Annotated in this window: 23 protein-coding genes; 21 read left to right on the forward strand and 2 right to left on the reverse strand. The window is 69.8% G+C overall.

Annotated features, from left to right (window positions below):
- Positions 1-25: 25 nt before the first annotated feature.
- Complete coding sequence (locus AB5J56_RS36945) at positions 26-2,227, reverse strand: regulator (RefSeq protein WP_369239442.1); 2,202 nt, start codon at positions 2,225-2,227, stop codon at positions 26-28.
- A gap of 160 nt (positions 2,228-2,387) precedes the next feature.
- Between AB5J56_RS36945 and AB5J56_RS36950 the strand changes: the two genes are divergently transcribed.
- From AB5J56_RS36950 to nusB, 15 genes are all read left to right on the forward strand, one after another.
- A complete protein-coding gene (locus AB5J56_RS36950; RefSeq protein ID WP_369239444.1) occupies positions 2,388-2,822 on the forward strand; it encodes a DUF948 domain-containing protein in 435 nt (144 codons plus the stop codon).
- Positions 2,823-2,829: 7 nt separating this feature from the next.
- Positions 2,830-3,171 carry a DUF6167 family protein gene (locus AB5J56_RS36955; protein WP_369239446.1) on the forward strand — a complete coding sequence of 114 codons (342 nt, stop codon included), beginning with the start codon at positions 2,830-2,832 and terminating at the stop codon, positions 3,169-3,171.
- On the forward strand, positions 3,171-5,843 hold the full coding sequence (alaS, locus tag AB5J56_RS36960; protein ID WP_369239448.1) for an alanine--tRNA ligase: 2,673 nt from the start codon (positions 3,171-3,173) through the stop codon (positions 5,841-5,843). Before AB5J56_RS36955 ends, alaS begins: the two co-directional genes overlap by 1 nt.
- An 11-nt stretch (positions 5,844-5,854) precedes the next feature.
- The gene (gene ruvX, locus AB5J56_RS36965; protein ID WP_369239450.1) at positions 5,855-6,319 is read left to right on the forward strand and encodes a Holliday junction resolvase RuvX; all 465 of its coding nucleotides are present in this window, start codon (positions 5,855-5,857) and stop codon (positions 6,317-6,319) included.
- A 50-nt stretch (positions 6,320-6,369) separates the two neighbouring features.
- Positions 6,370-7,596, forward strand: a complete 1,227-nt coding sequence (locus AB5J56_RS36970) for an RNA-guided endonuclease InsQ/TnpB family protein (protein WP_369239452.1) — start codon at positions 6,370-6,372, stop codon at positions 7,594-7,596.
- A 133-nt stretch (positions 7,597-7,729) separates the two neighbouring features.
- The gene (mltG, locus tag AB5J56_RS36975; RefSeq protein WP_369239454.1) at positions 7,730-9,526 is read left to right on the forward strand and encodes an endolytic transglycosylase MltG; all 1,797 of its coding nucleotides are present in this window, start codon (positions 7,730-7,732) and stop codon (positions 9,524-9,526) included.
- Positions 9,523-10,359: a shikimate dehydrogenase gene (locus AB5J56_RS36980; protein ID WP_369239456.1), complete on the forward strand. Its 837-nt coding sequence runs from the start codon at positions 9,523-9,525 to the stop codon at positions 10,357-10,359. Before mltG ends, AB5J56_RS36980 begins: the two co-directional genes overlap by 4 nt.
- A gap of 224 nt (positions 10,360-10,583) precedes the next feature.
- Complete coding sequence (locus AB5J56_RS36985) at positions 10,584-10,886, forward strand: hypothetical protein (RefSeq protein WP_369239458.1); 303 nt, start codon at positions 10,584-10,586, stop codon at positions 10,884-10,886.
- 174 nt (positions 10,887-11,060) lie between these two features.
- Positions 11,061-12,245: a chorismate synthase gene (aroC, locus tag AB5J56_RS36990; RefSeq protein WP_369239460.1), complete on the forward strand. Its 1,185-nt coding sequence runs from the start codon at positions 11,061-11,063 to the stop codon at positions 12,243-12,245.
- A 32-nt stretch (positions 12,246-12,277) separates the two neighbouring features.
- Positions 12,278-12,760 carry a shikimate kinase gene (locus AB5J56_RS36995; protein WP_369243018.1) on the forward strand — a complete coding sequence of 161 codons (483 nt, stop codon included), beginning with the start codon at positions 12,278-12,280 and terminating at the stop codon, positions 12,758-12,760.
- Complete coding sequence (gene aroB, locus AB5J56_RS37000; protein ID WP_369239462.1) at positions 12,757-13,851, forward strand: 3-dehydroquinate synthase; 1,095 nt, start codon at positions 12,757-12,759, stop codon at positions 13,849-13,851. Before AB5J56_RS36995 ends, aroB begins: the two co-directional genes overlap by 4 nt.
- A 166-nt stretch (positions 13,852-14,017) precedes the next feature.
- A complete protein-coding gene (locus tag AB5J56_RS37005; protein WP_369239464.1) occupies positions 14,018-14,896 on the forward strand; it encodes a Pro-rich N-terminal domain-containing protein in 879 nt (292 codons plus the stop codon).
- A gap of 83 nt (positions 14,897-14,979) precedes the next feature.
- The gene (locus tag AB5J56_RS37010; protein ID WP_369239466.1) at positions 14,980-16,086 is read left to right on the forward strand and encodes a M24 family metallopeptidase; all 1,107 of its coding nucleotides are present in this window, start codon (positions 14,980-14,982) and stop codon (positions 16,084-16,086) included.
- A gap of 61 nt (positions 16,087-16,147) precedes the next feature.
- Complete coding sequence (efp, locus tag AB5J56_RS37015; RefSeq protein WP_010988257.1) at positions 16,148-16,714, forward strand: elongation factor P; 567 nt, start codon at positions 16,148-16,150, stop codon at positions 16,712-16,714.
- A 2-nt stretch (positions 16,715-16,716) separates the two neighbouring features.
- Positions 16,717-17,151, forward strand: coding sequence for a transcription antitermination factor NusB (gene nusB, locus AB5J56_RS37020; RefSeq protein WP_369239469.1), 435 nt, complete (start codon positions 16,717-16,719; stop codon positions 17,149-17,151).
- Between the two features lie 209 nt (positions 17,152-17,360).
- Here nusB and bldD read toward each other — a convergent pair whose 3' ends face one another.
- Positions 17,361-17,861, reverse strand: coding sequence for a transcriptional regulator BldD (gene bldD, locus AB5J56_RS37025; protein ID WP_067366005.1), 501 nt, complete (start codon positions 17,859-17,861; stop codon positions 17,361-17,363).
- Positions 17,862-18,105: 244 nt separating this feature from the next.
- Between bldD and pyrR the strand changes: the two genes are divergently transcribed.
- From pyrR to carB, 6 genes are all read left to right on the forward strand, one after another.
- The gene (pyrR, locus tag AB5J56_RS37030; RefSeq protein ID WP_369239471.1) at positions 18,106-18,696 is read left to right on the forward strand and encodes a bifunctional pyr operon transcriptional regulator/uracil phosphoribosyltransferase PyrR; all 591 of its coding nucleotides are present in this window, start codon (positions 18,106-18,108) and stop codon (positions 18,694-18,696) included.
- Between the two features lie 81 nt (positions 18,697-18,777).
- Complete coding sequence (locus AB5J56_RS37035; RefSeq protein WP_369239473.1) at positions 18,778-19,755, forward strand: aspartate carbamoyltransferase catalytic subunit; 978 nt, start codon at positions 18,778-18,780, stop codon at positions 19,753-19,755.
- 5 nt (positions 19,756-19,760) lie between these two features.
- A complete protein-coding gene (locus AB5J56_RS37040) occupies positions 19,761-21,047 on the forward strand; it encodes a dihydroorotase (protein ID WP_369239475.1) in 1,287 nt (428 codons plus the stop codon).
- The gene (locus tag AB5J56_RS37045; RefSeq protein WP_369239477.1) at positions 21,044-21,628 is read left to right on the forward strand and encodes a hypothetical protein; all 585 of its coding nucleotides are present in this window, start codon (positions 21,044-21,046) and stop codon (positions 21,626-21,628) included. Before AB5J56_RS37040 ends, AB5J56_RS37045 begins: the two co-directional genes overlap by 4 nt.
- Positions 21,625-22,767: a glutamine-hydrolyzing carbamoyl-phosphate synthase small subunit gene (gene carA, locus AB5J56_RS37050; RefSeq protein ID WP_369239479.1), complete on the forward strand. Its 1,143-nt coding sequence runs from the start codon at positions 21,625-21,627 to the stop codon at positions 22,765-22,767. Before AB5J56_RS37045 ends, carA begins: the two co-directional genes overlap by 4 nt.
- Positions 22,760-26,068: a carbamoyl-phosphate synthase large subunit gene (gene carB / locus AB5J56_RS37055; RefSeq protein WP_369239481.1), complete on the forward strand. Its 3,309-nt coding sequence runs from the start codon at positions 22,760-22,762 to the stop codon at positions 26,066-26,068. The genes carA and carB overlap by 8 nt, the downstream gene beginning before the upstream one ends.
- The last annotated feature ends 98 nt before the right edge of the window (positions 26,069-26,166 follow it).

Genomic DNA, 26,166 nt, shown 5'->3' on the forward strand with positions numbered 1-26,166 from the left:
TCACGGACGTAGCACCACCTGCGCATCAGCCCGCCGTCTCCCCGCCCTTCCTGGTGGGCGAGGCGGCGGGCTCGCGCGTTTTCGGGGCGAGCACCGGCCGCGGCCCCCGCGGCTCAGGCAGCGCACCGAGCCGACGACCTCCGGGCCGCCCCAACGCCCGGGCCACCGCCTCGTCCCGCCCGAGCCGCGCCCCTTCCCGTACGCACTCCTCGTACCGCTCGTCGCCCAGCCGCTCCCGGGCACTCGCCTCGCACAGCTCGTGCGGCGCGTTGTAGTACGCCGAACCGAACAGCGGCAGACCCACCGACGGCCACATCCGGGCCGCCGCACCCTGCAACAGCGCCGCCTCGGCCGCATCGCCCTGCACCACCGTGACCAGGGCGAGCAGCTCGATCGCCAGCACCGTTCCCAGCAGATCCCGGAACGCGTGGGCGCCGGCGAGGCACTCGGCCAGCAGACTCCGCGCCCGCACCGGATCGCCCTCGCTCCAGGCCTCGTACGCGAGGACGTACAGCGCGTACGCCAGCGCCCAGCGCTCCCCGTGGTCCTCGCACACCCGGCGGACGTCCTCGCACAGCTTCACCGCGCCCGGCAGATCCCCCCGGAACGCCACCGCCATCGCCAGCTCGACCTGCCCCATCAGCACATTGCTGTTGAGCTCGCCGATCTCGCGATAGCGGTCGAGCGCCGAGCGCAGCAGGCTCTCGGCGCGGGGCATGTCGTCCGTGACCAGGGCCAGGCAGCCGGTGCGGTGCTCGGCGTAGGCCGCCGCCACCGGGTTGCCGGTGCGGTCCGCCTCCTCACGGCACTCGTGCAGCGCAGCCAGTGCGGGCACCCGGTCGCCCTGCAGGATCGCCACATAGCCGAGCACCCACAGCGCCTTCAGCCGGGGCTGCCCATGTGCCCCGCTCTCCGCATCGTCCACGTCGCTCTCCGCGCCCGGCTCCACGCTCCGCTCCAGCCAGTGCCGCCCCTCCGACAGACGCCCGCAGCCGACCCAGTAGAACCAGAGGCTGCCCGCCAGATACTGGCCCAGATAGCCTTCGCCCGGCTCGGTCAGGCAGTACTCCAGGGCGGCGCGCAGGTTCGGCAGCTCCGCCTCGACGCGCGCGGCCACCTCGCCCTGGCGCGGCGAGAACCAGTCCAGTTCGCACCAGGTCGCCAGGCCCACACACCAGTCGCGGTGCCGCCGCAGCAGGCGCCCCGCGTCGCCCGTCGCCTCCAGCCAGCCGAAGCCGTACGCCCGGACCGTGTCCAGCATCCGAAAGCGCACCCCCGCCGCTGTCTCCTCGCGGGACAGCACCGACTGCGCGAGGAGTTCACCGAGTACGTCGAGGACCTGGTCCGCGTGCAGTCCGTCGCCGCTGCACACGTACTCGGCGGCCTCCAGATCGAACGGCCCGGCGAACACCGCCAGCCGCGACCACAGCAACCGCTCCTGAGGTGTGCACAGCTCATGGCTCCAGCCGATCGCCGTCCGCAGCGTCCGATGACGCGGCAGCGCGTCCCGCCCGGCGCCGCTCAGCAGCCGGAACCGGTCGTCCAGCCGGGCCAGCAGCTGGCCGGGGGAGAGCGCCCGCAACCGTCCCGCCGCCAGCTCGACGGCGAGCGGGATCCCGTCCAGGCGCCGGCACAGCTCCCGTACGTCCGACCGGTTGTCCTCGTCCAGCACGAACCCGGGCACCCCGGCCGCCGCGCGCTCCGCGAACAGCTCCACGGCCTCCGTCTCGCTCAGCGGCGCCAGCGGGAACAGCCGCTCACCCTCGACGTCCAGCGGCCTGCGGCCCACGGCAAGCACCCGCAGCCCCGGCACCCCGCGCAGCAGCTCGCCCACCAGCGCGGCGCACACCTCCACGAGATGCTCGAACCCGTCCAGCACCAGGAGGAGTTGACGCTCCGCGAGATGCTCAAGCAGCACCTGACGCGGCGGCCGCGCCGTGTGGTCCGTCAGCCCCAGGGCCTCGACCAGCGCGTACTCGACGAGATCCGGATCGTGCACCGAGGCCAGCTCCACCCGCCACACCCCGTCGCGGGCACCCTTCCGCGCCGCGGCGTGCGCCGCCAGCCGCGACTTGCCGATCCCGCCCATGCCCGTCACGGTCACCAGACGGCCCGCCCCCAGCGCCCGGTCGAGCCGCCCGAGTTCGACCGAGCGCCCCACGAACGCGTTGAGCTCCAGCGGGAGATTGCCGAGCGTCGGACCATCGGTGCGCTGAGAACCCTGCATGGAACACGGAGCGTACTGACCCGTGTGCGTTCCGTACAATCACTGCGCGCAACTCCTGTACGGGGAGGCGGTAATGCGGTACGGAGCGGCGGCCCCGGCGCGATAGGCTCGGGGGACGACTTTTCGATGTTGAGCACGCAATTCAGGGAGCGGGTGCACAGTGTCCGGTGGAGAGGTGGCCGGGATCCTGGTGGCCGTCTTCTGGGCGATCCTGGTCTCCTTCCTCGCCGTCGCGCTGGCGAGGCTGGCCCAGACGCTCAGGGCGACCACCAAGCTCGTGGCGGACGTGACCGACCAGGCCGTCCCGCTGCTGGCCGACGCCTCCTCGGCCGTGCGCTCCGCACAGACCCAGATCGACCGGGTCGACGCCATCGCATCGGACGTCCAGGAGGTCACGTCGAACGCGTCGGCGCTCTCCTCGACCGTCGCCTCCACCTTCGGCGGCCCGCTCGTGAAGGTGGCGGCGTTCGGCTACGGCGTCCGCCGGGCCATCGGCGCCCGCCGCGACAATGTGCCCACCAAGGCGCCCCGGCGTACCGTGATCGTGGGCCGCACCGTCCCGTCCGCACGACGGGGAAAGCGGAAGAAGGACTGACGCAGCGATGTTCCGCCGTACGTTCTGGTTCACCGCGGGCGCAGCCGCCGGTGTGTGGGCCACCACCAAGGTCAACCGCAAGCTCAAGCAGCTGACCCCCGAGAGCCTCGCGGCCCAGGCCGCGAACAAGGCGATCGAAGCGGGTCACAAGCTCAAGGACTTCGCGCTCGACGTCCGCGACGGCATGGCCCAGCGGGAAGCCGAACTCGACGAGGCGCTGGGCCTGAACGCGGACCCCGAACTTCCCGCACAGCGACGCGCCGCCGCGATCGCGGGCGACAAGCACCACAAGCAGATCAAGTACATCGAGAACACGACGTACTCGTACAACCGGAATGAGGACCACTGATGGAGTCGGCTGAAATCCGCCGCCGCTGGTTGAGCTTCTACGAGGAGCGCGGTCACACCGTCGTTCCTTCGGCGTCGCTCATCGCGGACGACCCGACTCTGCTCCTCGTCCCCGCCGGCATGGTCCCCTTCAAGCCGTACTTCCTCGGCGAGGTCAAGCCGCCGTGGTCGCGCGCCACCAGCGTGCAGAAGTGCGTGCGCACGCCCGACATCGAAGAGGTCGGCAAGACCACCCGGCACGGCACGTTCTTCCAGATGTGCGGCAACTTCTCCTTCGGCGACTACTTCAAGGAAGGCGCCATCACCTACGCCTGGGAGCTGCTCACGTCGCCCCAGGACAAGGGTGGTTACGGGCTCGACCCGGAGCGCCTGTGGATCACGGTCTACCTCGACGACGACGAGGCCGAGACCATCTGGCGCGACAAGATCGGCGTCCCCGCCGAGCGCATCCAGCGCCTCGGCAAGAAGGACAACTACTGGTCCATGGGCGTCCCCGGCCCCTGTGGCCCGTGCTCCGAGATCAACTACGACCGCGGCCCCGAGTTCGGCGTCGAGGGCGGCCCGGCCGTCAACGACGAGCGGTACGTGGAGATCTGGAACCTGGTCTTCATGCAGTACGAGCGCGGCGAGGGCACCTCGAAGGAGGACTTCGAGATCCTCGGCGACCTGCCCAGCAAGAACATCGACACCGGCCTCGGCATGGAACGCCTCGCCATGATTCTGCAGGGCGTGCAGAACATGTACGAGATCGACACCTCCATGGCCGTCATCAAGAAGGCCACCGAGCTGACGGGTGTCGAGTACGGCGCTGCCCACGAGTCGGACGTCTCGCTGCGCGTGGTCACCGACCACATGCGCACGTCCGTGATGCTCATCGGCGACGGCGTCTCGCCCGGCAACGAGGGCCGCGGGTACGTCCTGCGCCGCATCATGCGCCGCGCCATCCGCAACATGCGCCTGCTCGGTGCCACCGGACCGGTCGTCCAGGACCTCATCGACGTCGTCATCGCGATGATGGGCCAGCAGTACCCGGAGCTGGTGACCGACCGCAAGCGCATCGAGACCGTGGCCCTCGCCGAGGAGGCCGCCTTCCTCAAGACGCTGAAGGCCGGCACGAACATCCTCGACACGGCCATCTCGGACACCAAGGAGTCCGGCGGCAAGGTCCTCGCCGGCGACAAGGCCTTCCTGCTCCACGACACCTGGGGCTTCCCGATCGACCTCACCCTCGAAATGGCCGCCGAACAGGGCCTCTCGGTGGACGAGGACGGCTTCCGCCGCCTGATGAAGGCCCAGCGGGACCAGGCCAAGGCCGACGCCCGCGCCAAGAAGACCGGCCACGCCGACCTCGGCGCCTACCGTCAGATCGCCGACGCCGCCGGCGAGACCGAGTTCGTCGGCTACGACAGCATCGAGGGCGAGTCGAAGATCGTCGGCATCCTCGTCGACGGTGTCTCCTCGCCCGCCGCCACCGAGGGCGACGAGGTCGAGATCGTCCTCGACCGCACCCCGTTCTACGCCGAGGGCGGCGGTCAGATCGGCGACACCGGCCGTATCAAGGTCGACTCGGGCGCCGTCATCGAGATCCGCGACTGCCAGAAGCCGGTCCCCGGTGTGTACGTCCACAAGGGCGTCGTCCAGGTCGGCGAGGTGACCGTCGGCGCCTCCGCCCAGGCCGTCATCGACGTACGCCGCCGCAAGGCCATCGCCCGCGCCCACTCGGCCACGCACCTCACGCACCAGGCCCTGCGCGACGCCCTCGGCCCGACGGCCGCCCAGGCCGGTTCCGAGAACCAGCCCGGCCGCTTCCGCTTCGACTTCGGTTCCCCGTCCGCCGTTCCGACGGCCGTGATGACCGACGTCGAGCAGAAGATCAACGAAGTGCTCGCCCGCGATCTGGACGTGCACGCCGAGATCCTCAGCCTCGACGAGGCCAAGAAGCAGGGCGCCATCGCCGAGTTCGGCGAGAAGTACGGCGAGCGCGTGCGCGTCGTCACCATCGGCGACTTCTCCAAGGAGCTGTGCGGCGGCACGCACGTGCACAACACCGCCCAGCTCGGCCTGGTCAAGCTGCTCGGCGAGTCGTCCATCGGCTCCGGCGTACGCCGCATCGAGGCCCTGGTCGGCGTCGACGCGTACAACTTCCTGGCCCGTGAGCACACGGTCGTCGCCCAGCTCCAGGAGCTGGTCAAGGGCCGCCCCGAGGAGCTCCCGGAGAAGATCTCCGCCATGCTCGGCAAGCTGAAGGACGCCGAGAAGGAGATCGAGAAGTTCCGCGCGGAGAAGGTCCTCCAGGCCGCCGCCGGTCTCGTCGACTCCGCCAAGGACGTGCACGGCGTCGCCCTGGTCACCGGCCAGGTCCCGGACGGCACCACCGCCGACGACCTGCGCAAGCTGGTCCTCGACGTGCGCGGCCGCATCCAGGGCGGACGCGCCGCCGTGGTCGCCCTGTTCACCACCGTGGGCGGCAAGCCGCTGACGGTCATCGCCACCAACGAGGCCGCCCGCGAGCGCGGCCTCAAGGCCGGCGACCTGGTCCGTACGGCCGCCAAGACCCTCGGCGGCGGCGGTGGCGGCAAGCCCGACGTCGCCCAGGGCGGCGGCCAGAACCCGGCCGCCATCGGCGAGGCCGTCGACGCGGTCGAGCGCCTCGTCGCCGAGACGGCCAAGTAAGGCTCAGGGACATGCGCAGAGGACGTCGTCTCGCCATCGACGTCGGGGACGCCCGGATCGGGGTCGCCTCGTGCGACCCCGACGGGATCCTCGCGACTCCGGTCGAGACGGTTCCGGGACGCGATGTCCCGGCCGCCCAGCGCCGGTTGAAGCAGCTCGTCGACGAGTACGAGCCGATCGAGGTCGTCGTCGGTCTCCCCCGCTCCCTCAAGGGGGGCGAGGGCCCGGCCGCCGTCAAGGTCCGCGCCTTCACCCAGGAACTGGCCCGCATGATCGCCCCCGTCGCGGTGCGGCTCCTCGACGAGAGGATGACCACAGTGACGGCCAGTCAGGGCCTGCGCGCCTCGGGCGTGAAGTCCAAAAAGGGCAGGTCTGTCATCGACCAGGCGGCCGCCGTCATCATCCTTCAGCAGGCCCTGGAGTCCGAACGGGCGTCAGGCAATGCTCCGGGTGAGGGCGTCGAAGTGGTCGTCTGATTCTTCCCTTTTGTCCATCTCTCAAAAAGAAGACGTCTACTGTGTGAGACGTGAGGACCAAGCACGTCCGGCGGGCGTTCAAGTTCCGCTTCTACCCGACGGATGCGCAGGCAGCAGTGCTGTCGCGTACCTTCGGGTGCGTACGCAAGGTCTACAACCTGGCCCTCCAGGCTCGCACCGAAGCCTGGTATCAGCGCCAGGAGCGGATCAACTACGTTCAGACGTCGGCCTTGCTGACCGAATGGAAGAAGTCCGACGACTTCGCGTACCTCGCAGAGGTGTCCTCGGTTCCACTCCAGCAGACGTTGCGTCATCTCCAGGCGGCATTCGTCAACTTCTGGGAGGGGCGGGCCAAGTACCCTCGCTTCAAGGCGAACAAGAAGTCGCGTGCGTCTGCGGAGTACACCCGCTCGGCGTTCCGTTGGCGGAACGGGCGGCTGACCCTGGCCATGATGGATCAGCCCCTCGACATCGTTTGGTCGAGGCCCTTGCCGGAAGATGCCGAGCCGTCCACTGTGACAGTCTCGCGAGATCCGGCAGGGCGGTGGTTTGTCTCTCTCCTGGTCGAGGACCCGACCGTTCAGCCGATGACGGACTCTGCGCACGAGGCGATCGCGTTGGATGCCGGTCTGACATCACTCGTGACCCTCTCCACTGGAGAGAAGATCACCAACCCCAGACATGAACGCCGTGATCGTGAGTGCCTGGCGAGAGCCCAACGAGAGATGGCCCGCAAGGAGGAGGGTTCCAAGAACTGGGACAAGGCCCGGACGCGCGTAGCCAGGATCCACGCACGCATCACGGACCGCAGGAGGGACCATCTCCACAAGCTGACGACTCGACTCGTTCGTGAGACCCAAACGATCGTGATCGAGGACCTCAATGTACGAGGCATGCTGAAGAACCGTTCGTTGGCCCGTGCGATCTCGGACGCGGCGTGGAGGGAGCTGCGCAGCATGCTGGACTACAAGTGTCACTGGTACGGACGTCAGCTCGTGGTCGTGGACCAGTGGTACCCGTCGAGTAGGACGTGCTCGGACTGCGGGCACTATCTTGGGAAGCTCTCGCTCGGCGTCCGCGCATGGGCGTGCCCAGCTTGTGGGACGCTGCATGACAGGGACGTAAACGCCGCGAAGAACCTTCTGGCCGTCGGGCAGACGGTCATAGCCTGTGGAGCTGGTGTAAGACCTCAACGGGATGCTTCCCGGACGAGGCAGCCGGCTGCGAAGCAGGAAGCCAAGCAGGCGACTGCTGGACAGTTCTCGCCAGAGAAATGAATGTCAACTGATCGCGATACGGTAACGTTCCGCGCGATGCGGCGGTGTTCGAACAGCCGCCGCACAGCAAGAGAGGCGACGGGAGCCGTGCCGCAAGCGCCAGCGGCCGCCGCCTCGCGGCTCTAGGGGATCGATGACTGAGTATGGCCGGGGCCCAGGCTCCGAACCGTGGCATCCGGAGGACCCGTTGTTCGGGGACGTCGGATGGGGAGGGCAGGCCGACGACGGCCAGTCCTACGGCGGCCAGCAGCAGCACTACCCGCAGCAGCCGCAGCACCAGCAGCAGCCCCAGCACGGTGACTGGGGCACGGGCCAGCATGCTCAATACGGTCAGCAGCAGCCGCAGCAGTACGGCGGCCAGGGACACCAGCAGTACGGCGGTCAAGGCCAGCAGCAGTACCCGGGGCAGGGGCAACAGCAGTACCCCGGCCAAGGGCAGCAGTATCCCGGCCAGGGGCAGCAGCAGCACCAGCAGTACGGCGACCAGGGCCAGCCGCAGTATCCCGGCCAGCACCAGAACCAGCAGCAGTACGACAACGGCGGCTGGGACACCGGCGCGCACCAGCAGGTCCCGTACCCCGCCGACCCGGTCGACCCGTACGGCGGCCAGCCCGCCGCGTACAACGGTGAGCAGCCCGACTACTACGGCACCCCCGACGCGTACCCGCCGCCGGAGCCGCCCGCCCGCCGGCGCGCCGAGCCCGATCCTCAGCCCGACTGGGATCCCGGTCCCGACCAGGGCGAGCACGCGTTCTTCGCCGGTGGCGACGATGACGACGATGACGACGACTTCGACGACGACCCGAAGCGCGGCCGCAAGGCCCGGGGCGGCAAGGGCAAGGGCAAGAAACGCCGCAGTGGATGCGCCTGCCTGGTGGTCGTGCTGGTCTTCGGAGGCGGCCTCGGCGGCGTCGGATATTTCGGCTACCACTTCTACCAAAATCGTTTCGGCGCGGCGCCCGACTACGCGGGCGACGGCACCAGCGAGACGGTCAGCGTCACCATTCCCAAGGGCGCGCTCGGCTATGCCATCGGCCAGGAGCTGAAGGACAAGGGTGTCGTCAAGAGCGTCGACGCCTTCGTGGCCGCGCAGGAGAAGAACCCCAAGGGCAAGTCCATTCAGGCGGGCACGTACCTGCTGAACAAGGAAATGTCCGCGGAAAGCGCCGTCGCGCTGATGCTCAGCCCCAAGAGCCAGAACAACCTGACGATCGCTGAAGGTTGGCGCAACAAGAAGGTCTACGAGGCGATCGACAAGCGTCTCGAAGTCGACAAGGGAACCACTGAGGGCGTCGCCAAGAAGGACTGGCCGACCCTCGGACTTCCGGACTGGGCGAACAGCAGCAAGGACATCAAGGATCCGCTGGAAGGATTCCTCTATCCGTCCACCTATCCGGTGGACAAGGGCATGAAGCCCAAGGAAGTCCTGAAGGAAATGGTCGACCTCGCCAAGGAGAAGTACGCCGCATTCGGCGTCCAGGCAAAGGCCAAGGATCTGGGTCTGAAGGATCCGCTGCAGGTGCTGACCGTCGCGAGCCTCGTCCAGGCGGAAGGGAAATCCAAGAGCGACTTCGAGAAGGTCGCCAGGGTTGTCTACAACCGCCTGAAGCCGAACAACACGGAGACCTACGGTCTTCTCGACTTCGACTCGACGGTCAACTACCTCCGCGGCGAGTCCAAGCTCGCCACCGGTTCGGTCAACGAATTGCGGCAGATCAAGGACCCGTACAACACGTACAAGATCAAGGGTCTGCCTCCCGGGCCGATCGGCAATCCCGGCGAAGTGGCGATCAAGGCCGCGCTCAACCCGGCCAAGGGCAACTGGTACTACTTCGTCTCGGTCAGCGAGAACAAGACACTCTTCGCCGAGACCAACGAAGAGCAGAACCGCAACCGCGAGAAGTACCTCGAGGAACAGAAGGGTCAATGAGCAGGAGCGACGCCAAGAGCCGAGCCGCCGTACTCGGCTCGCCCATCGCCCACTCCCTCTCCCCGGTGCTGCACCGCGCCGCGTACGAGGCGCTCGGGCTCGGCGAGTGGTCGTACGGCCGCTTCGAGGTCGGCGAGGCGGCGCTCCCGGCCTTCATCGAGGAGCTGGGGCCCGAGTGGGCGGGGCTGTCGCTGACCATGCCCCTCAAGCGGGCCGTGATTCCGCTGCTCGACGAGGTCAGTGAGACGGCGGCCTCCGTGGAAGCGGTCAACACCGTCGTGTTCACCGACGACGGCCGGAGAGTCGGCGACAACACCGACATCCCCGGCATCGTCGCCGCCCTGCGCGAGCACGGGATCGAGCAGGTCGACTCCGCCGCCGTCCTCGGCGCGGGAGCCACCGCGTCCTCCGCGCTGGCCGCGCTCGCCCGGATCTGCACCGGCGAGGTCGTCGCGTACGTCCGCAGTGCGGAGCGCGCGGCCGAGATGCGGCGCTGGGGGGAGCGGCTCGACATCGAGCTGCGTACGGCGGACTGGGCCGACGCCGAAGAGGCCCTGCACGCCCCGCTCGTGATCGCCACCACCCCGGCAGGTGCCACCGACGCGCTGGCCGGCGCTGTTCCCGGCCGGCCCGCCACCCTCTTCGACGTGCTGTACGACCCGTGGCCCACCGACCTGGCGGCGCGCTGGTCGGCGTACGGGGGAGCCGTGGTGAGCGGCCTCGACCTGCTGGTCCATCAGGCCGTCCTCCAGGTCGAGCAGATGACGGGCCGCGCTCCGGCTCCGCTGGACGCCATGCGCAAAGCAGGGGAACACGCGCTCGCCGCTCGCTAGGCCCTGTCGTCAAACTCCCGTCTGCCCCGCGACGCCATGCACGCACTCTCGCCGCACCAGGCACAGACCCAAGTACATCCAGTACGAGGGCCTGCGCCCGGCACGCCGAGAGCACGCACCTGACGCCGCAGGGCCCGCCCTCCGGGCGGACGACGGGAGTTTGACGACAGGACCTAGGATTTCCCGAGGTCTCGCAGGGGGTGAGGCCGAGGGGGGAGACGCGCATGAGCGCGGGCGTGTCCATGGCATCCGGCAAGGGCGAGATCGTCCAGTTGGTGCTGCCGTTCCTGCCGGACTGGATGCAGCACGTCGTGCTGGTCCTGCTGATCCTCGCCGTCCTGGCGACATGGGGCTTCAAGATCAGGCGCAAGCTTGACCACCGGCGGGCCCTGCGCGAGGGACGGCCTTTGCGCGGACAGGGCCGCGGCGCCGACTATCTGGGTGCGTACGCGCCTGAGCCCGGAGCCGTGCCGCCGCCCTCTCGGGCGTCGCCGATGCGCCCGGACGGCGGTCCGACCGCCTCCTGAGCGGGCCGACCCGTCCGTCTGGTGGACCACCGGCCGGGCAGGGGGAGCGGACGTGGGAGGATCGGAGATGGCGGGCCGGGGCCGCGCACCCGGTCGGACCGTCGCCGTACGCGAGGACGCGCGTACGCAAGGACAGTAGGCAGTACCGGGGCGCGAGCATCATGAGGAGCACCGTTGAGCAGGTTGCGCTGGCTGACCGCGGGGGAGTCCCACGGCCCCGCACTCGTGGCGACGCTGGAGGGTCTTCCCGCCGGCGTGCCGATCACCACGGAGATGGTGGCGGACCACCTGGCCAGGCGCCGTCTTGGTTATGGGCGCGGTGCCCGGATGAAGTTCGAGCGCGACGAGGTCACCTTCCTCGGCGGCGTACGCCACGGGCTGACCATGGGCTCACCGGTCGCCGTCATGGTCGGCAACACCGAGTGGCCCAAGTGGGAGCAGGTCATGGCGGCCGACCCGGTCGCCCCGGAGATCCTCGCCGATCTCGCGCGCAACGCCCCGCTGACCCGCCCGCGGCCCGGCCATGCCGACCTCGCGGGCATGCAGAAGTACGGCTTCGACGAGGCCCGGCCGATCCTCGAGCGCGCCTCCGCCCGCGAGACCGCGGCCCGCGTCGCCCTCGGCGCGGTGGCCCGCTCGTACCTGAAGGAGACGGCCGGCATCGAGATCGTCTCGCACGTCGTCGAGCTGGCCGCGGCGAAGGCGCCCTACGGCGTCTACCCCAAGCCCTCCGACGTCGAGAAGCTCGACGCCGACCCGGTGCGCTGCCTGGACGCCGACGCGTCGAAGGCGATGGTCGCGGAGATCGACCAGGCCCACAAGGACGGCGACACCCTCGGCGGTGTGGTCGAGGTGCTGGCCTACGGCGTGCCCGTGGGGCTCGGCTCGCACGTGCACTGGGACCGGCGCCTCGACGCCCGGCTCGCGGCCGCGCTCATGGGCATCCAGGCCATCAAGGGCGTCGAGGTCGGCGACGGCTTCGACCTCGCCCGGGTGCCGGGTTCCAAGGCGCACGACGAGATCGTCCACACCGAGGACGGCATCCGGCGCACCTCCGGCCGCTCCGGCGGCACCGAGGGCGGTCTGACCACCGGTGAGCTGCTGCGCGTGCGCGCCGCGATGAAGCCGATCGCGACCGTGCCGCGCGCGCTGGCCACCATCGACGTCGCCACCGGCGAGGCCGCCAAGGCCCACCACCAGCGCTCCGACGTGTGCGCGGTCCCGGCCGCCGGCATCGTCGCCGAGGCCATGGTCGCGCTGGTCCTCGCCGACGCGGTGGCCGAGAAGTTCGGCGGCGACAGCGTGCCCGAGACCCGGCGCAACGTCGAGTCCTACCTCGAGAACCTGGTCATCCGGTGAGCGCAGGCCCCCTGCTCGTCCTGGTCGGCCCCATGGGCGTAGGCAAGTCCACGGTGGGCGCGCTGGTCGCCGAGCGGCTCGGCTGCGCCTACCGGGACACGGACGAGGACATCGTGGCCGCCGAGGGCCGCACCATCGCCGACATCTTCGTCGAGGAGGGCGAGGCCGCCTTCCGCGCCGTCGAGAAGCAGGCGGTGCACCGGGCGCTCGCCGAGCACGACGGCGTCCTGGCGCTCGGCGGCGGAGCGATCCTCGACGAGGAGACGCGCGCCGCGCTCGCCGGACACCAGGTGGTCTACCTCTCGATGGAGGTCGAGGAGGCGGTTCAGCGCACCGGTCTGAACGCGGCCCGTCCGCTGCTCGCCGTCAACCCGCGCAAGCAGTGGCGCGAGCTGATGGAAGCCCGCCGCCATCTGTACACCGACGTCGCCCGCGCGGTCGTGGCGACCGACGGCCGTACCCCCGAAGAGGTCGCCCAAGCGGTCCTCGACGCACTGGAGTTGAAGGAAGCATGACCGAGCAGCAGGTGACAAGGATTCAGGTCGGCGGCACGGCGGGCACCGAGCCGTACGAGGTCCTGGTCGGCCGGCAGCTCCTGGGTGAACTCGGCGGGCTGATCGGGGAGAAGGCCAAGCGGGTCGCGGTCATCCACCCCGAGGCGCTCGCCGAGACGGGTGAGGCGCTCTCCGCCGACCTGTCGGAACAGGGCTTCGAGGCCGTCGCCATCCAGGTGCCGAACGCGGAGGAGGCCAAGACCGCCGAGGTCGCCGCCTACTGCTGGAAGGCACTGGGCCAGTCCGGCTTCACCCGCACCGACGTCATCGTCGGCGTCGGCGGCGGTGCCACCACCGACCTGGCCGGGTTCGTGGCGGCCACCTGGCTGCGCGGGGTGCGCTGGATCGCCGTCCCCACCACGGTGCTCGCCATGGTCGACGCGGCGGTCGGCGGCAAGACCGGCATCAACACTGCCGAGGGCAAGAACCTCGTCGGCGCCTTCCACCCGCCCGCCGGTGTGCTCTGCGACCTGGCCGCGCTGGACTCGCTGCCGGTCAACGACTACGTGTCCGGGCTCGCCGAGATCATCAAGGCCGGGTTCATCGCCGACCCGGCGATCCTGGAGCTGATCGAGGCCGACCCGGAGGCCGCCCGCACCCCGGCGGGCCCGCACACCGCCGAGCTGATCGAGCGGTCCATCAAGGTCAAGGCCGAGGTCGTCTCCGGCGACCTCAAGGAGTCGGGCCTGCGCGAGATCCTCAACTACGGGCACACCCTCGCGCACGCCATCGAGAAGAACGAGCGCTACAAGTGGCGGCACGGCGCGGCCGTCTCGGTCGGCATGCACTTCGCCGCCGAACTCGGCCGTCTGGCGGGCCGGCTGGACGACGCGACCGCCGACCGCCACCGCACCGTCCTGGAGTCCGTCGGCCTCCCGCTGAGCTACCGCTACGACCAGTGGCCCAAGCTCGTGGAGAACATGAAGGTCGACAAGAAGTCTCGCGGCAACCTGCTGCGCTTCATCGTCCTCGACGGCCTGGCCAAGCCGACGGTCCTGGAGGGCCCCGACCCGGCCGTCCTCCTCGCGGCGTACGGCGAAGTGGGCGAGTAGCTCCCTTTTCAGGCGCACTTGGTCCGATTCGCCTGCGCCCACGGGCACTTCGGGCCGCCCCCGGCCGTTCACACAACGGCGGCCGGGGACGGTACCGTTCGGTAGGGAGCGGGGTTCGGGCCCCGCTGCCAGCGCCCATTGCCTGTACGAGACGGAGTGGCACCGGATGCAGCACGCAGTGGGGGCTCCGCTGCCGCCGCCCCACCAGCCGGGGCAGGGCCCCGCCGCCGGCTGGTCGCCGGCCGCGCACCACCCGGGACACCCCGGCGCGCATCCGGGTGCGGCACCCATGACCCCGCCTGTTCCCGGTTTCACCGGTCCGCCTCAGGGCCCCACGGCACCTCAGACGCACGCTCCGCAGCACGTGCCCCAGCACCACGCGCCCGTTCCGCCGACGCCGGACACCACGGGCCATGTGCAGCTGCCGCCCGGCGGCCCCGTCGCGATGCCGAGCCCCGCACCCGCCTCCGGCCCGTCCGATGCGACGTCCACCACGCTGGCGGTGCTGCTCATCGGCCCCGCGGGCGCAGGCAAGACGAGCGTCGCCAAGTACTGGGCGGGCCACCGCCGGGTCCCCACCGCCCACATCAGCCTCGACGATGTACGCGAATGGGTGCGCTCGGGGTTCGCCGACCCGCAGTCCGGATGGAACGACCATTCGGAGGCGCAGTATCGTCTCGCCCGCCGCACCTGCGGCTTCGCCGCACGCAACTTCCTGGCCAATGGCATCTCCTGCATCCTCGACGATGCCGTGTTCCCGGACCGCCCGGTCGTCGGTCTCGGCGGCTGGAAGCGGCATGTGGGACCGGGGCTGCTGCCCGTCGTCCTGCTGCCCGGGCTGGAAATCGTCCTGGAGCGCAACGCGAAGCGCTCCGGCAACCGTCGCCTCACCGACGAGGAAGTCGCCGCCATCCACGGCCGGATGGCCGGGTGGTACGGCTCGGGGCTGCCCATCATCGACAACTCCCAGCTCGACGTTCCGGCCACGGCACGGGTCCTGGACGATGTGCTCGCCCGGTCCATCGCGAGCCCGCCCCAGTGGTGAAGCGGTAGCTCCCGCCAGCACCCGCCGACCCGGTCGGCCCCTTTGAACCGGCGGTATCCGGCCACCGCTCGTAGGCTCGGGTCATGTCAGAGGTGTACGCGGCCCGCCGGGAGCGGCTGAGAGCGCGCTGTACGGCAGGTGGCAGCGCGACGGCGCTGGTCACCCGCCCGGCCAATGTGCGGTATCTCGCGGGAGCGGCGCCGCACGGTGCCGTGCTCCTGCTGGGCAGGGGCGAGGACCTGCTGTTCTGCTCGGGCCCGCCCAGTGGCGTGACCGAGGACGGCAGACCCGACGAGGCACTGCGCATCCAGGCGCTGCCGGGGCCCGGGGGCGATCCGGCCGTGGCCGCCGCCGACGTCGCCGCGGCCCAGGGCGCGGAGTCCCTCGCCGTCGAGGAGCACCACCTGACCGTGACCCGGCACCGGGCCATCGGCTCGGTGGCGCCGCGGCTGCGGCTGGGCGACCTGGGCGGTGCGGTCGAGCAGCTGAGGGTCGTCAAGGACGAGGAGGAGATCTCCTGTCTGCGGATCGGTGCCGAGATCGCCGACCAGGCGCTGGGCGAGCTGCTCGAATCCATCCTGGTCGGCCGCACCGAGCGCCATCTCGCCCTGGAGCTGGAGCGACGCCTGGTCGACCACGGCGCCGACGGCCCGGCCTTCGCGACCTCGGTCGGTACCGGCCCGAACTCCGGGAAGTGCGGCCACCGGCCCACCGACCGCCGCGTCGAGGAGGGAGATTTCCTCTCCGTCTGCCTCGGGGCGACCTACCGCGGCTACCGTTGCGAGATCGGCCGTACGTTCGTCATCGGCACCTCTCCCGCCGACTGGCAGATCGAGCTGTACGACCTCGTCTTCGCCGCCCAGCGCGCCGGACGGGAGGCGTTGGCGCCCGGTGCCGCCTACCGTGACGTGGACCGCGCGGCCCGCCAGGTGCTCGACTCCGCGGGGTACGCGGACGGCCTTCCTGCGCTGACCGGGCACGGTGTGGGGCTCGAAATCGACGAGGACCCGCAGCTGGCCCCCGCAGCCATGGGTAAACTGGACGCTTGCGTGCCGGTCACCGTCGAACCGGGGGTCCACCTCCCGGGCCGGGGCGGCGTCCGGATCGATGACACGCTCGTCGTTCGCCCCGAGGCGGACGGCGGACCCGAGCTACTCACCATCACGACCAAGGAACTGCTCGCGTTGTAGCTTTTCGAGCTACGCGCGGTGCGCCGGGGTCGTCCACGTCAGTCCAGGAGATTCCGCAACCGTGGCTTCCACGAACGACCTCAAGAACGGCCTGGTGCTCAAGCTCGACGGGGGCCAGCTCTGGTCCGTCGTCGAGTTCCAGCACGTCAAGCCCGGCAAGGGCCCGGCCTTCGTGCGCACCAAGCTGAAGAACGTGCTCTCCGGCAAGGTCGTCGACAAGACGTTCAACGCCGGCGTCAAGGTCGAGACGGCCACGATCGACAAGCGCGACATGCAGTTCTCGTACATGGACGGCGAGTACTTCGTCTTCATGGACATGGACACCTACGACCAGTTGATGGTCGACCGCAAGTCCGTCGGTGACGCCGCCAACTTCCTGATCGAGGGCTTCACGGCCACCGTGGCGCAGCACGAGGGCGAGGTGCTCTTCGTCGAGCTGCCGGCCGCCGTCGAGCTCGTCATCCAGGAGACCGAGCCGGGCGTCCAGGGCGACCGCTCCACCGGTGGCACCAAGCCCGCCACCCTGGAGACCGGCCACCAGATCCAGGTGCCGCTCTTCATCACCACCGGTGAGAAGATCAAGGTCGACACCCGTACGAGCGACTACCTCGGCCGGGTGAACAGCTAACCGTGGCTGCCCGCAACACGGCCCGCAAGCGCGCCTTCCAGATCCTCTTCGAGGGCGACCAGCGCGGCGTGGACGTCCTGACGGTCCTCGCGGACTGGATCCGGCACTCCCGGTCCGACACCCGGCAGCCCCCGGTCAGCGAGTACACGATGCAGCTGGTCGAGGGGTACGCCACCAAGGCGCGCCGTATCGACGACCTCATCGCGCAGTACGCCGTCGGCTGGACGCTGGACAGGATGCCGGTCGTCGACCGCAACATCCTGCGCCTCGGTGCCTACGAGCTGATCTGGGTCGACGAGACCCCGGACGCCGTGGTGCTCGACGAGGCGGTGCAGCTGGCCAAGGAGTTCTCCACGGACGAGTCGCCCTCGTTCGTGAACGGCCTGCTGGGCCGTCTGAAGGACCTGAAGCCGTCGCTCCGCCGCGACGAGGCCTAGTCGCCCGGACAAGGCCCAGACGCGTACGACAGGGCGGACAAGGCCCCGTCACGTACGAAAACGCCGGAGGGCCCGCAGCAAGCGTTGCTGCGGGCCCTCCGGCGTATCCGTACCCAGGAGCCCCGTGAGGCCCGCAGAAAACCGCCGGGGTGGCCGGAACCTCATGGTTCCGGCCACCCCGGCGGCACGTTTCTGCAGAGGCCGGTGGGTCAGCCCTCGTCGTGCGAGACGGCGCGACGCGCGTCCGCGTCCAGGACACCCCAGCTGATCAGCTGCTCGGTGAGGACCGAGGGCGACTGGTCGTAAATGACGGCGAGTGTGCGCAGGTCGTCCTGGCGGATCGACAGCACCTTGCCGTTGTAGTCACCGCGCTGGGACTGGATCGTCGCGGCGTAGCGCTGGAGGGGGCCCGCCTTCTCGGCCGGCACGTGGGCCAGCCGCTCCAGGTCCAGGACCAGCTTCGGCGGCGGCTCGGCGGCTCCGCCCGGCGTGGTGCCCGGCAGCAGTTCCTGTACGGGAACCCCATAGAAATCCGCCAGCTCGGCAAGTCGCTGTACGGTGACGGCGCGGTCGCCGCGCTCGTACGACCCGACGACGACCGCCTTCCAGCGTCCCTGGGACTTCTCCTCGACGCCGTGGAGGGAAAGGCCCTGCTGGGTGCGGATGGCCCGGAGCTTGGCCCCGAGCTGTTTGGCGTATTCGCTGGACATATAGCTCCCCGGACACTGGAACATTTGCGGCACAGCCGCGTGGCTGGTAACTCACTGTGAGGTTACGCAGCGTTACTCTTCCCCGTCAAGCCGAATGGTCCGGACCGACTCTTCCGTGGGAGTCGCACGCGCCCTCGGACCAGGGGGGTGATCAGCGGCGTTGCCGGGCTGGTACCGTGGATGGCGCAATTCCGACGTCCTTTAATGATCCGTCCCGTGAGGCGGAGAAGGAGGTCCGTTTCTTATGGACTCAGAGCAGGACAAGCAGCAGTACGAAGCCGATGCGCGGCCCGTTCTCGAAGGCCCCGACATCGCGCGGGTGCTGACCCGCATCGCCCACGAGATCGTCGAGCGCGCCAAGGGCGCCGACGACGTGGTGCTCCTCGGCATTCCGACCCGAGGCGTCTTCCTGGCCCGCAGGCTGGCCGACAAGCTCGAAGAGATCACCGACCGCAAGATCCCGGTCGGCTCCCTCGACATCACGATGTACCGCGACGACCTGCGCATGCACCCGCCGCGTGCGCTGGCCCGCACGGACATCCCCGGTGAGGGCATCGACGGCAGACTGGTCGTCCTCGTCGACGACGTGCTCTTCTCGGGCCGCACCATCCGCGCCGCCCTCGACGCGCTGAACGACATCGGGCGTCCGCGCGCCGTGCAGCTCGCGGTCCTCGTCGACCGGGGACACCGCGAACTGCCCATCCGCGCCGACTACGTCGGCAAGAACCTCCCCACGTCGTTGCGGGAGACGGTCAAGGTCCAGCTCGCCGAGGAGGACGGTCGCGACACCGTGCTGCTCGGTGCGAAGCGGACCTCCCCGGGCGAGCAGCAGTAGCACTCAGCCGTGCGCCCCTGAGTGCGCTCCTGCGCGCTTGCATGCCCGAATTCTCCTGAACTGCCTTACGGAGCCTGTCAGATGCAGCGTCATCTCATCTCGGCCGCCGACCTCACCCGCGACGACGCCGTCCTCATCCTCGACACCGCCGAGGAAATGGCCCGGGTCGCCGACCGGCCCATCAAGAAGCTGCCGACCCTGCGCGGTCGCACGATCGTCAATCTCTTCTTCGAGGACTCCACCCGCACCCGGATCTCCTTCGAAGCCGCTGAGAAGCGCCTCTCCGCGGACGTCATCAACTTCACCGCCAAGGGATCCTCGGTGTCGAAGGGCGAGTCCCTGAAGGACACCGCCCAGACCCTCGAAGCCATGGGCGTCGACGCCGTCGTCATCCGGCACGGCGCCTCCGGAGCCCCGTACCGGCTCGCCACCTCCGACTGGATCGACGCCGTCGTCATCAACGCCGGTGACGGCACCCACCAGCACCCCACCCAGGCCCTGCTCGACGCCTTCACCATGCGCCGCCGTCTCGTCGGCCGGGACGCCGGGATCGGCCAGGACCTCGACGGCAAGCGCATCACGATCGTCGGCGACGTCCTGCACAGCCGGGTCGCCCGCTCCAACGTGGACCTGCTGCACACCCTCGGCGCCGAAGTCACCCTCGTCGCCCCGCCGACCCTGGTGCCCGTCGGTGTCGAGACCTGGCCCTGCGAGATCTCGTACGACCTCGACAGCACCCTGTCCAAGTCCGACGCCGTGATGATGCTGCGCGTCCAGCGCGAGCGGATGAACGCGGCGTTCTTCCCGACCGAACGCGAGTACTCGCGGCGCTACGGCCTCGACGGCGACCGCATGGCGAAGATGCCCGAGCACGCCATCGTGATGCACCCCGGTCCGATGGTGCGCGGCATGGAGATCACCGCCGAGGTCGCCGACTCGGACCGCTGCACCGTCGTCGAGCAGGTCGCCAACGGGGTCTCCATCCGAATGGCGGTCCTGTACCTGCTGCTCGGTGGCAACGAACCCGCCGTCAGCCACACCCGTACCGAGGAGAAGTAGGAACCATGAGCAAGATTCTGATCCGTGGTGCGAAGGTGCTCGGCGGCGAGCCGCAGGACGTGCTGATCAACGGCTCGGTCATCGAGGCCGTCGGTACGGGGCTTTCGGAGGAGGGTGCCGAGGTCGTCGAGGCCGACGGCAAGGTCCTGCTGCCGGGACTCGTCGACCTGCACACGCACCTGCGTGAGCCGGGCCGCGAGGACTCCGAGACCGTGCTGACCGGCACGCGTGCGGCGGCCTCCGGCGGCTACACCGCCGTGTTCGCCATGGCCAACACCTTCCCGGTCGCCGACACCGCCGGCGTGGTCGAGCAGGTCTACCGGCTCGGCCAGGAGCACGGCTACTGCGACGTGCAGCCCATCGGCGCCGTCACCGTCGGCCTGGAGGGCAAGAAGCTCGCCGAGCTGGGCGCGATGCACGAGTCCGCCGCCGGGGTCACCGTGTTCTCGGACGACGGCAAGTGCGTGGACGACGCGGTGATCATGCGGCGCGCCCTTGAGTACGTGAAGGCCTTCGGCGGCGTCGTCGCCCAGCACGCGCAGGAGCCGCGGCTGACCGAGGGCGCCCAGATGAACGAGGGCGTCGTCTCGGCCGAGCTGGGCCTCGGCGGCTGGCCCGCGGTGGCCGAGGAATCGATCATCGCCCGGGATGTCCTGCTCGCCGAGCACGTCGGCTCCCGGGTGCACATCTGCCACCTGTCGACCGCCGGCAGCGTCGAGATCGTGCGCTGGGCCAAGTCCCGCGGCATCGACGTGACGGCCGAGGTCACCCCGCACCACCTCCTCCTCACCGACGAGCTGGTGCGTTCGTACAACCCGGTCTACAAGGTCAACCCGCCGCTGCGCACGGAGAAGGACGTCATGGCGCTGCGCGAGGCGCTCGCCGACGGCACCATCGACATCGTCGCCACCGACCACGCCCCGCACCCGCACGAGGACAAGGACTGCGAGTGGGCCGCGGCCGCCATGGGCATGGTGGGCCTGGAGACCGCGCTGTCCGTCGTCCAGCAGACGATGGTCGAGACCGGGCTGCTCGACTGGGCCCAAGTCGCCGACCGCATGTCCGCCAAGCCCGCGCAGATCGGCGGGGCCACGGGCCACGGCCGCCCCGTCTCGGTTGGTGAGCCCGCCAACCTCGTGCTGGTCGACACGGCATACCGTGGGGCGGTGGACCCCGCGGGCTTCGCCTCGCGCAGCCGCAACACCCCCTACGAGGGCCGTGAGCTGCCGGGCCGTGTCACGCACACGTGGCTGCGGGGCAAGGCCACGCTCGTCGACGGGAAGCTCGCGTGACATCACTGCATCTGACGTACCTCGCCGCCGAACAGAAGTCGGCGGAGGTGACGAACTGGTCCGGGCGCATCGGCTGGCTCGTCGGCCTCGCCCTGTTCATCGCGCTCGTCTACTGGCTGATGCGCGAGGGCTGGAAGTGGCGCGGCACGCTCCAGGGCGACCTGCCCGAGCTGCCCACCGCGCCGGAAGAGCCCGGTGAGGCGAAACTGACGATGAGCGGCCGCTACCACGGCTCCACCACGGCCGGGCAGTGGCTCGACCGCATCGTGGCGCACGGCCTGGGCACTCGCAGCCGGGCCGAGCTCACGCTGACGGACGCGGGACTGGAGGTCGTACGCCCCGGGGCCACCGACTTCTTCATCCCGGCCAAGGCGCTGCGCGAGGCCCTGCTCGGCAAGGGCATCGCCGGGAAGGTCCTCAGCGAGGGCGGCCTGCTCGTGGTGACCTGGGAGCACGGCGACAAGCTGATCGACTCCGGGTTCCGCTCCGACCGGGCGGCCGAGCACAACGAGTGGGTCGACACCCTGAACGACATGATCAACAACGTCAACAAGGTCAACAAGACGGAAGGCGCACGATGACGACCTCCACAAGGGGAGCAGCGAAGACTCCCGCCGTACTCGTCCTGGAGGACGGCCGGACCTTCCGCGGCCGCGCCTACGGGGCCGTGGGGGTGACCTTCGGCGAAGCGGTGTTCTCCACCGGCATGACCGGCTACCAGGAGACCCTCACCGACCCGTCGTACCACCGCCAGGTCGTCGTGATGACCGCCCCGCACATCGGCAACACGGGCGTCAACGACGAGGACCCCGAGTCGCAGCGGATCTGGGTCGCCGGTTACGTCGTACGCGACCCCGCGCGGGTGCCCTCCAACTGGCGCTCCCGGCGCTCGCTTGACGAGGAACTCGTCAAGCAGGGTGTCGTCGGCATCAGCGGCATCGACACCCGCGCCCTCACCCGCCATCTGCGCGAGCGCGGCGCCATGCGCGTCGGCATCTTCTCCGGCAACGCGCTGCCCGACGAGGGCACCATGCTCGCCGAGGTGCGCCAGGCGCCCGAGATGCAGGGCGCGAACCTGTCCGCCGAGGTCGCCACCAAGGAGACGTACGTCGTCCCGGCGATCGGCGAGAAGAAGTTCACCGTCGCCGCCGTCGACCTCGGCATCAAGGGCATGACCCCGCACCGGATGGCCGAGCGCGGCATCGAGGTGCACGTGCTGCCCGCCACGGCCACCGCCGAGGACGTGTTCGCCGTGAACCCCGACGGCGTGTTCTTCTCCAACGGCCCGGGCGACCCGGCGACCGCCGACGGCCCTGTCGCCGTCATGCAGGAAGTCCTCGCCCGGAAGACGCCGCTGTTCGGCATCTGCTTCGGCAACCAGATCCTGGGCCGCGCGCTCGGCTTCGGTACGTACAAGCTGAAGTACGGCCACCGCGGCATCAACCAGCCGGTGCAGGACCGTACGACCGGCAAGGTCGAGATCACCGCGCACAACCACGGCTTCGCCGTCGACGCCCCGCTCGACAAGGTGTCCGAGACGCCCTACGGCCGCGCCGAGGTCTCCCACGTCTGCCTGAACGACCAGGTCGTCGAGGGCCTCCAGCTGCTCGACCAGCCGGCTTTCAGCGTCCAGTACCACCCCGAAGCGGCAGCGGGCCCGCACGACGCCGCCTACCTGTTCGACCGCTTCGTATCCCTGATGGAGGGCCAGCGTGCCTAAGCGCACCGATATCCAGTCCGTCCTGGTCATCGGCTCCGGCCCGATCGTCATCGGCCAGGCCGCCGAGTTCGACTACTCCGGAACCCAGGCCTGCCGCATCCTGCGCGCCGAGGGCCTCAGGGTCATCCTGGTCAACTCCAATCCGGCGACGATCATGACCGACCCGGAGATCGCCGACGCCACGTACGTCGAGCCGATCACCCCGGAGTTCGTCGAGAAGATCATCGCCAAGGAGCGCCCGGACGCGCTGCTGCCCACCCTGGGCGGCCAGACCGCGCTCAACACCGCGATCTCCATGCACGAGCAGGGTGTGCTGGAGAAGTACGGCGTCGAGCTGATCGGCGCCAACGTCGAGGCGATCAACAAGGGCGAGGACCGCGACCTCTTCAAGGGGGTCGTCGAGGCCGTCCGCGCGAAGATCGGCCACGGCGAGTCCGCCCGCTCGGTGATCTGCCACTCCATGGACGACGTCATCAAGGGCGTCGAGACGCTCGGCGGGTACCCCGTCGTCGTCCGCCCCTCCTTCACGATGGGCGGCGCCGGTTCCGGCTTCGCGCACGACGAGGAGGAGCTGCGCCGCATCGCGGGCCAGGGCCTGACGCTCTCCCCGACCACCGAGGTGCTCCTGGAGGAGTCCATCCTCGGCTGGAAGGAGTACGAGCTGGAGCTGATGCGCGACAAGAACGACAACGTCGTGGTCGTCTGTTCCATCGAGAACTTCGACCCGATGGGCGTCCACACCGGCGACTCCATCACCGTCGCGCCCTCGATGACGCTGACCGACCGCGAGTACCAGCGGCTGCGCGACATCGGCATCGCGATCATCCGCGAGGTCGGCGTCGACACCGGCGGCTGCAACATCCAGTTCGCGATCAACCCCGACGACGGCCGCATCATCGTCATCGAGATGAACCCGCGCGTGTCGCGCTCCTCGGCTCTCGCATCGAAGGCAACCGGTTTCCCGATCGCCAAGATCGCCGCCAAGCTCGCCGTCGGCTACACCCTCGACGAGATCCCGAACGACATCACGGAGAAGACGCCGGCGTCCTTCGAGCCGACCCTCGACTACGTGGTCGTGAAGGCCCCGCGCTTCGCCTTCGAGAAGTTCCCGTCCGCCGACTCCACGCTGACCACGACCATGAAGTCGGTCGGCGAGGCCATGGCGATCGGCCGCAACTTCACCGAGGCGCTGCAGAAGGCGCTGCGGTCGCTGGAGAAGAAGGGCAGCCAGTTCACCTTCGTCGGCGAGCCCGGCGACAAGGCTCTTCTTCTGGAAGAGGCCGTCCGGCCGACCGACGGGCGCATCAACTCCGTCATGCAGGCCATCCGCGCGGGCGCCACGCCCGAGGAGGTCTTCGAGGCCACCAAGATCGACCCCTGGTTCGTCGACCAGCTCTTCCTGATCAAGGAGATCGCGGACGAGCTGGCCGCCGCGGAGAAGCTCGGCCCCGAGCTCCTGGCGGAGGCCAAGCGGCACGGCTTCTCCGACGTGCAGATCGCCGACATCCGCGGACTGCGCGAGGACGTCGTGCGCGAGGTCCGGCACGCGCTGGGCGTGCGCCCGGTGTACAAGACGGTCGACACCTGCGCCGCCGAGTTCGCCGCGAAGACGCCGTACTTCTACTCGTCCTACGACGAGGAGACCGAGGTCGCCCCGCGCGAGAAGCCCGCGGTGATCATCCTGGGCTCCGGCCCGAACCGCATCGGCCAGGGCATCGAGTTCGACTACTCCTGCGTCCACGCCTCCTTCGCGCTGAGCGACGCGGGCTACGAGACCGTGATGGTCAACTGCAACCCCGAGACCGTCTCCACGGACTACGACACCTCCGACCGCCTGTACTTCGAGCCGCTGACGCTCGAGGACGTGCTGGAGATCGTCCACGCCGAGACGCAGGCCGGCCCCGTCGCGGGCGTCATCGTCCAGCTCGGCGGCCAGACCCCGCTGGGCCTGTCGCAGGCGCTCAAGGACAACGGCGTACCGGTGGTGGGCACGTCCCCCGAGGCGATCCACGCCGCCGAGGACCGCGGCGCCTTCGGGCAGGTCCTCGCGGAGGCCGGTCTGCCGGCCCCCAAGCACGGCACCGCCACCACCTTCGCCGGCGCCAAGGCCATCGCCGACGAGATCGGCTACCCGGTCCTCGTCCGGCCGTCGTACGTCCTCGGCGGCCGCGGCATGGAGATCGTGTACGACGAGACCCGCCTGGAGTCGTACATCGCCGAGTCCACCGAGATCAGCCCCTCCCGGCCGGTCCTGGTCGACCGCTTCCTCGACGACGCCATCGAGATCGACGTCGACGCCCTCTACGACGGCGAGGAGCTCTACCTCGGCGGCGTGATGGAGCACATCGAGGAGGCCGGTATCCACTCCGGCGACTCGGCGTGCGCGCTGCCGCCGATCACGCTCGGCGGGTTCGACATCAAGCGGCTGCGGGCCTCCACCGAGGCCATCGCCCGCGGTGTCGGCGTCCGCGGACTGATCAACATCCAGTTCGCGCTGGCCGGGGACATCCTCTACGTCCTCGAGGCCAACCCGCGCGCCTCGCGCACCGTCCCCTTCACCTCGAAGGCGACCGCGGTGCCGCTGGCGAAGGCCGCCGCCCGCATCTCGCTCGGCACGACCATCGCCGAGCTGCGCGCCGAGGGCCTGCTCCCGGCCAACGGCGACGGCGGCACCCTGCCGCTCGACGCGCCGATCTCCGTCAAGGAGGCCGTCATGCCGTGGTCGCGCTTCCGCGACATCCACGGACGCGGTGTCGACACGGTCCTCGGCCCGGAGATGCGCTCCACGGGCGAGGTCATGGGCATCGACTCCGTCTTCGGCACGGCGTACGCCAAGTCGCAGGCGGGCGCCTACGGGCCGCTGCCGACCAAGGGCCGCGCCTTCATCTCGGTCGCCAACCGCGACAAGCGCTCGATGATCTTCCCGGCGCGCGAACTCGTCGCCCACGGCTTCGAACTGCTCGCCACGTCCGGTACGGCCGAGGTGCTCAAGCGCAACGGCATCAACGCCACGATCGTGCGCAAGCAGAGCGAGGGCGAGGGCCCGAACGGTGAGAAGACCATCGTCCAGCTCATCCACGACGGCCAGGTCGACCTCATCGTCAACACGCCGTACGGCACCGGTGGCCGCCTCGACGGCTACGAGATCCGTACGGCGGCCGTGGCGCGGTCCGTGCCGTGCCTGACGACGGTCCAGGCGCTCGCCGCCGCCGTCCAGGGCATCGACGCGCTCAACCGCGGCGACGTGGGCGTGCGCTCACTGCAGGAACACGCCGAGCATCTGACGGCGGCCCGCGACTAGCAGCCCTGAGGGGGACACCGGAAACGGTGTCCCCCTCTTCATGAGGCCTCCTCGGGAGGCACTTTGTGAGGCACCTTCGTGAGGCTCTTTTGAGGACA

Source organism: Streptomyces sp. R21, from assembly GCF_041051975.1.
Lineage (GTDB): Bacteria > Actinomycetota > Actinomycetes > Streptomycetales > Streptomycetaceae > Streptomyces.

Coding starts and splice junctions, on each gene's coding strand:
- carA (WP_369239479.1), top strand. CDS start 21,625: ATGACGACCTCCACAAGGGGAGCAGCGAAGACTCCCGCCGTACTCGTC.
- AB5J56_RS36985 (WP_369239458.1), top strand. CDS start 10,584: ATGAGCGCGGGCGTGTCCATGGCATCCGGCAAGGGCGAGATCGTCCAG.
- alaS (WP_369239448.1), top strand. CDS start 3,171: ATGGAGTCGGCTGAAATCCGCCGCCGCTGGTTGAGCTTCTACGAGGAG.
- bldD (WP_067366005.1), bottom strand. CDS start 17,861: ATGTCCAGCGAATACGCCAAACAGCTCGGGGCCAAGCTCCGGGCCATC.
- AB5J56_RS36955 (WP_369239446.1), top strand. CDS start 2,830: ATGTTCCGCCGTACGTTCTGGTTCACCGCGGGCGCAGCCGCCGGTGTG.
- AB5J56_RS36980 (WP_369239456.1), top strand. CDS start 9,523: ATGAGCAGGAGCGACGCCAAGAGCCGAGCCGCCGTACTCGGCTCGCCC.
- AB5J56_RS36945 (WP_369239442.1), bottom strand. CDS start 2,227: ATGCAGGGTTCTCAGCGCACCGATGGTCCGACGCTCGGCAATCTCCCG.
- AB5J56_RS37035 (WP_369239473.1), top strand. CDS start 18,778: ATGCAGCGTCATCTCATCTCGGCCGCCGACCTCACCCGCGACGACGCC.
- AB5J56_RS37005 (WP_369239464.1), top strand. CDS start 14,018: ATGCAGCACGCAGTGGGGGCTCCGCTGCCGCCGCCCCACCAGCCGGGG.
- AB5J56_RS37010 (WP_369239466.1), top strand. CDS start 14,980: ATGTCAGAGGTGTACGCGGCCCGCCGGGAGCGGCTGAGAGCGCGCTGT.
- mltG (WP_369239454.1), top strand. CDS start 7,730: ATGACTGAGTATGGCCGGGGCCCAGGCTCCGAACCGTGGCATCCGGAG.
- pyrR (WP_369239471.1), top strand. CDS start 18,106: ATGGACTCAGAGCAGGACAAGCAGCAGTACGAAGCCGATGCGCGGCCC.
- aroB (WP_369239462.1), top strand. CDS start 12,757: ATGACCGAGCAGCAGGTGACAAGGATTCAGGTCGGCGGCACGGCGGGC.
- ruvX (WP_369239450.1), top strand. CDS start 5,855: ATGCGCAGAGGACGTCGTCTCGCCATCGACGTCGGGGACGCCCGGATC.
- AB5J56_RS36995 (WP_369243018.1), top strand. CDS start 12,278: ATGGGCGTAGGCAAGTCCACGGTGGGCGCGCTGGTCGCCGAGCGGCTC.
- AB5J56_RS37040 (WP_369239475.1), top strand. CDS start 19,761: ATGAGCAAGATTCTGATCCGTGGTGCGAAGGTGCTCGGCGGCGAGCCG.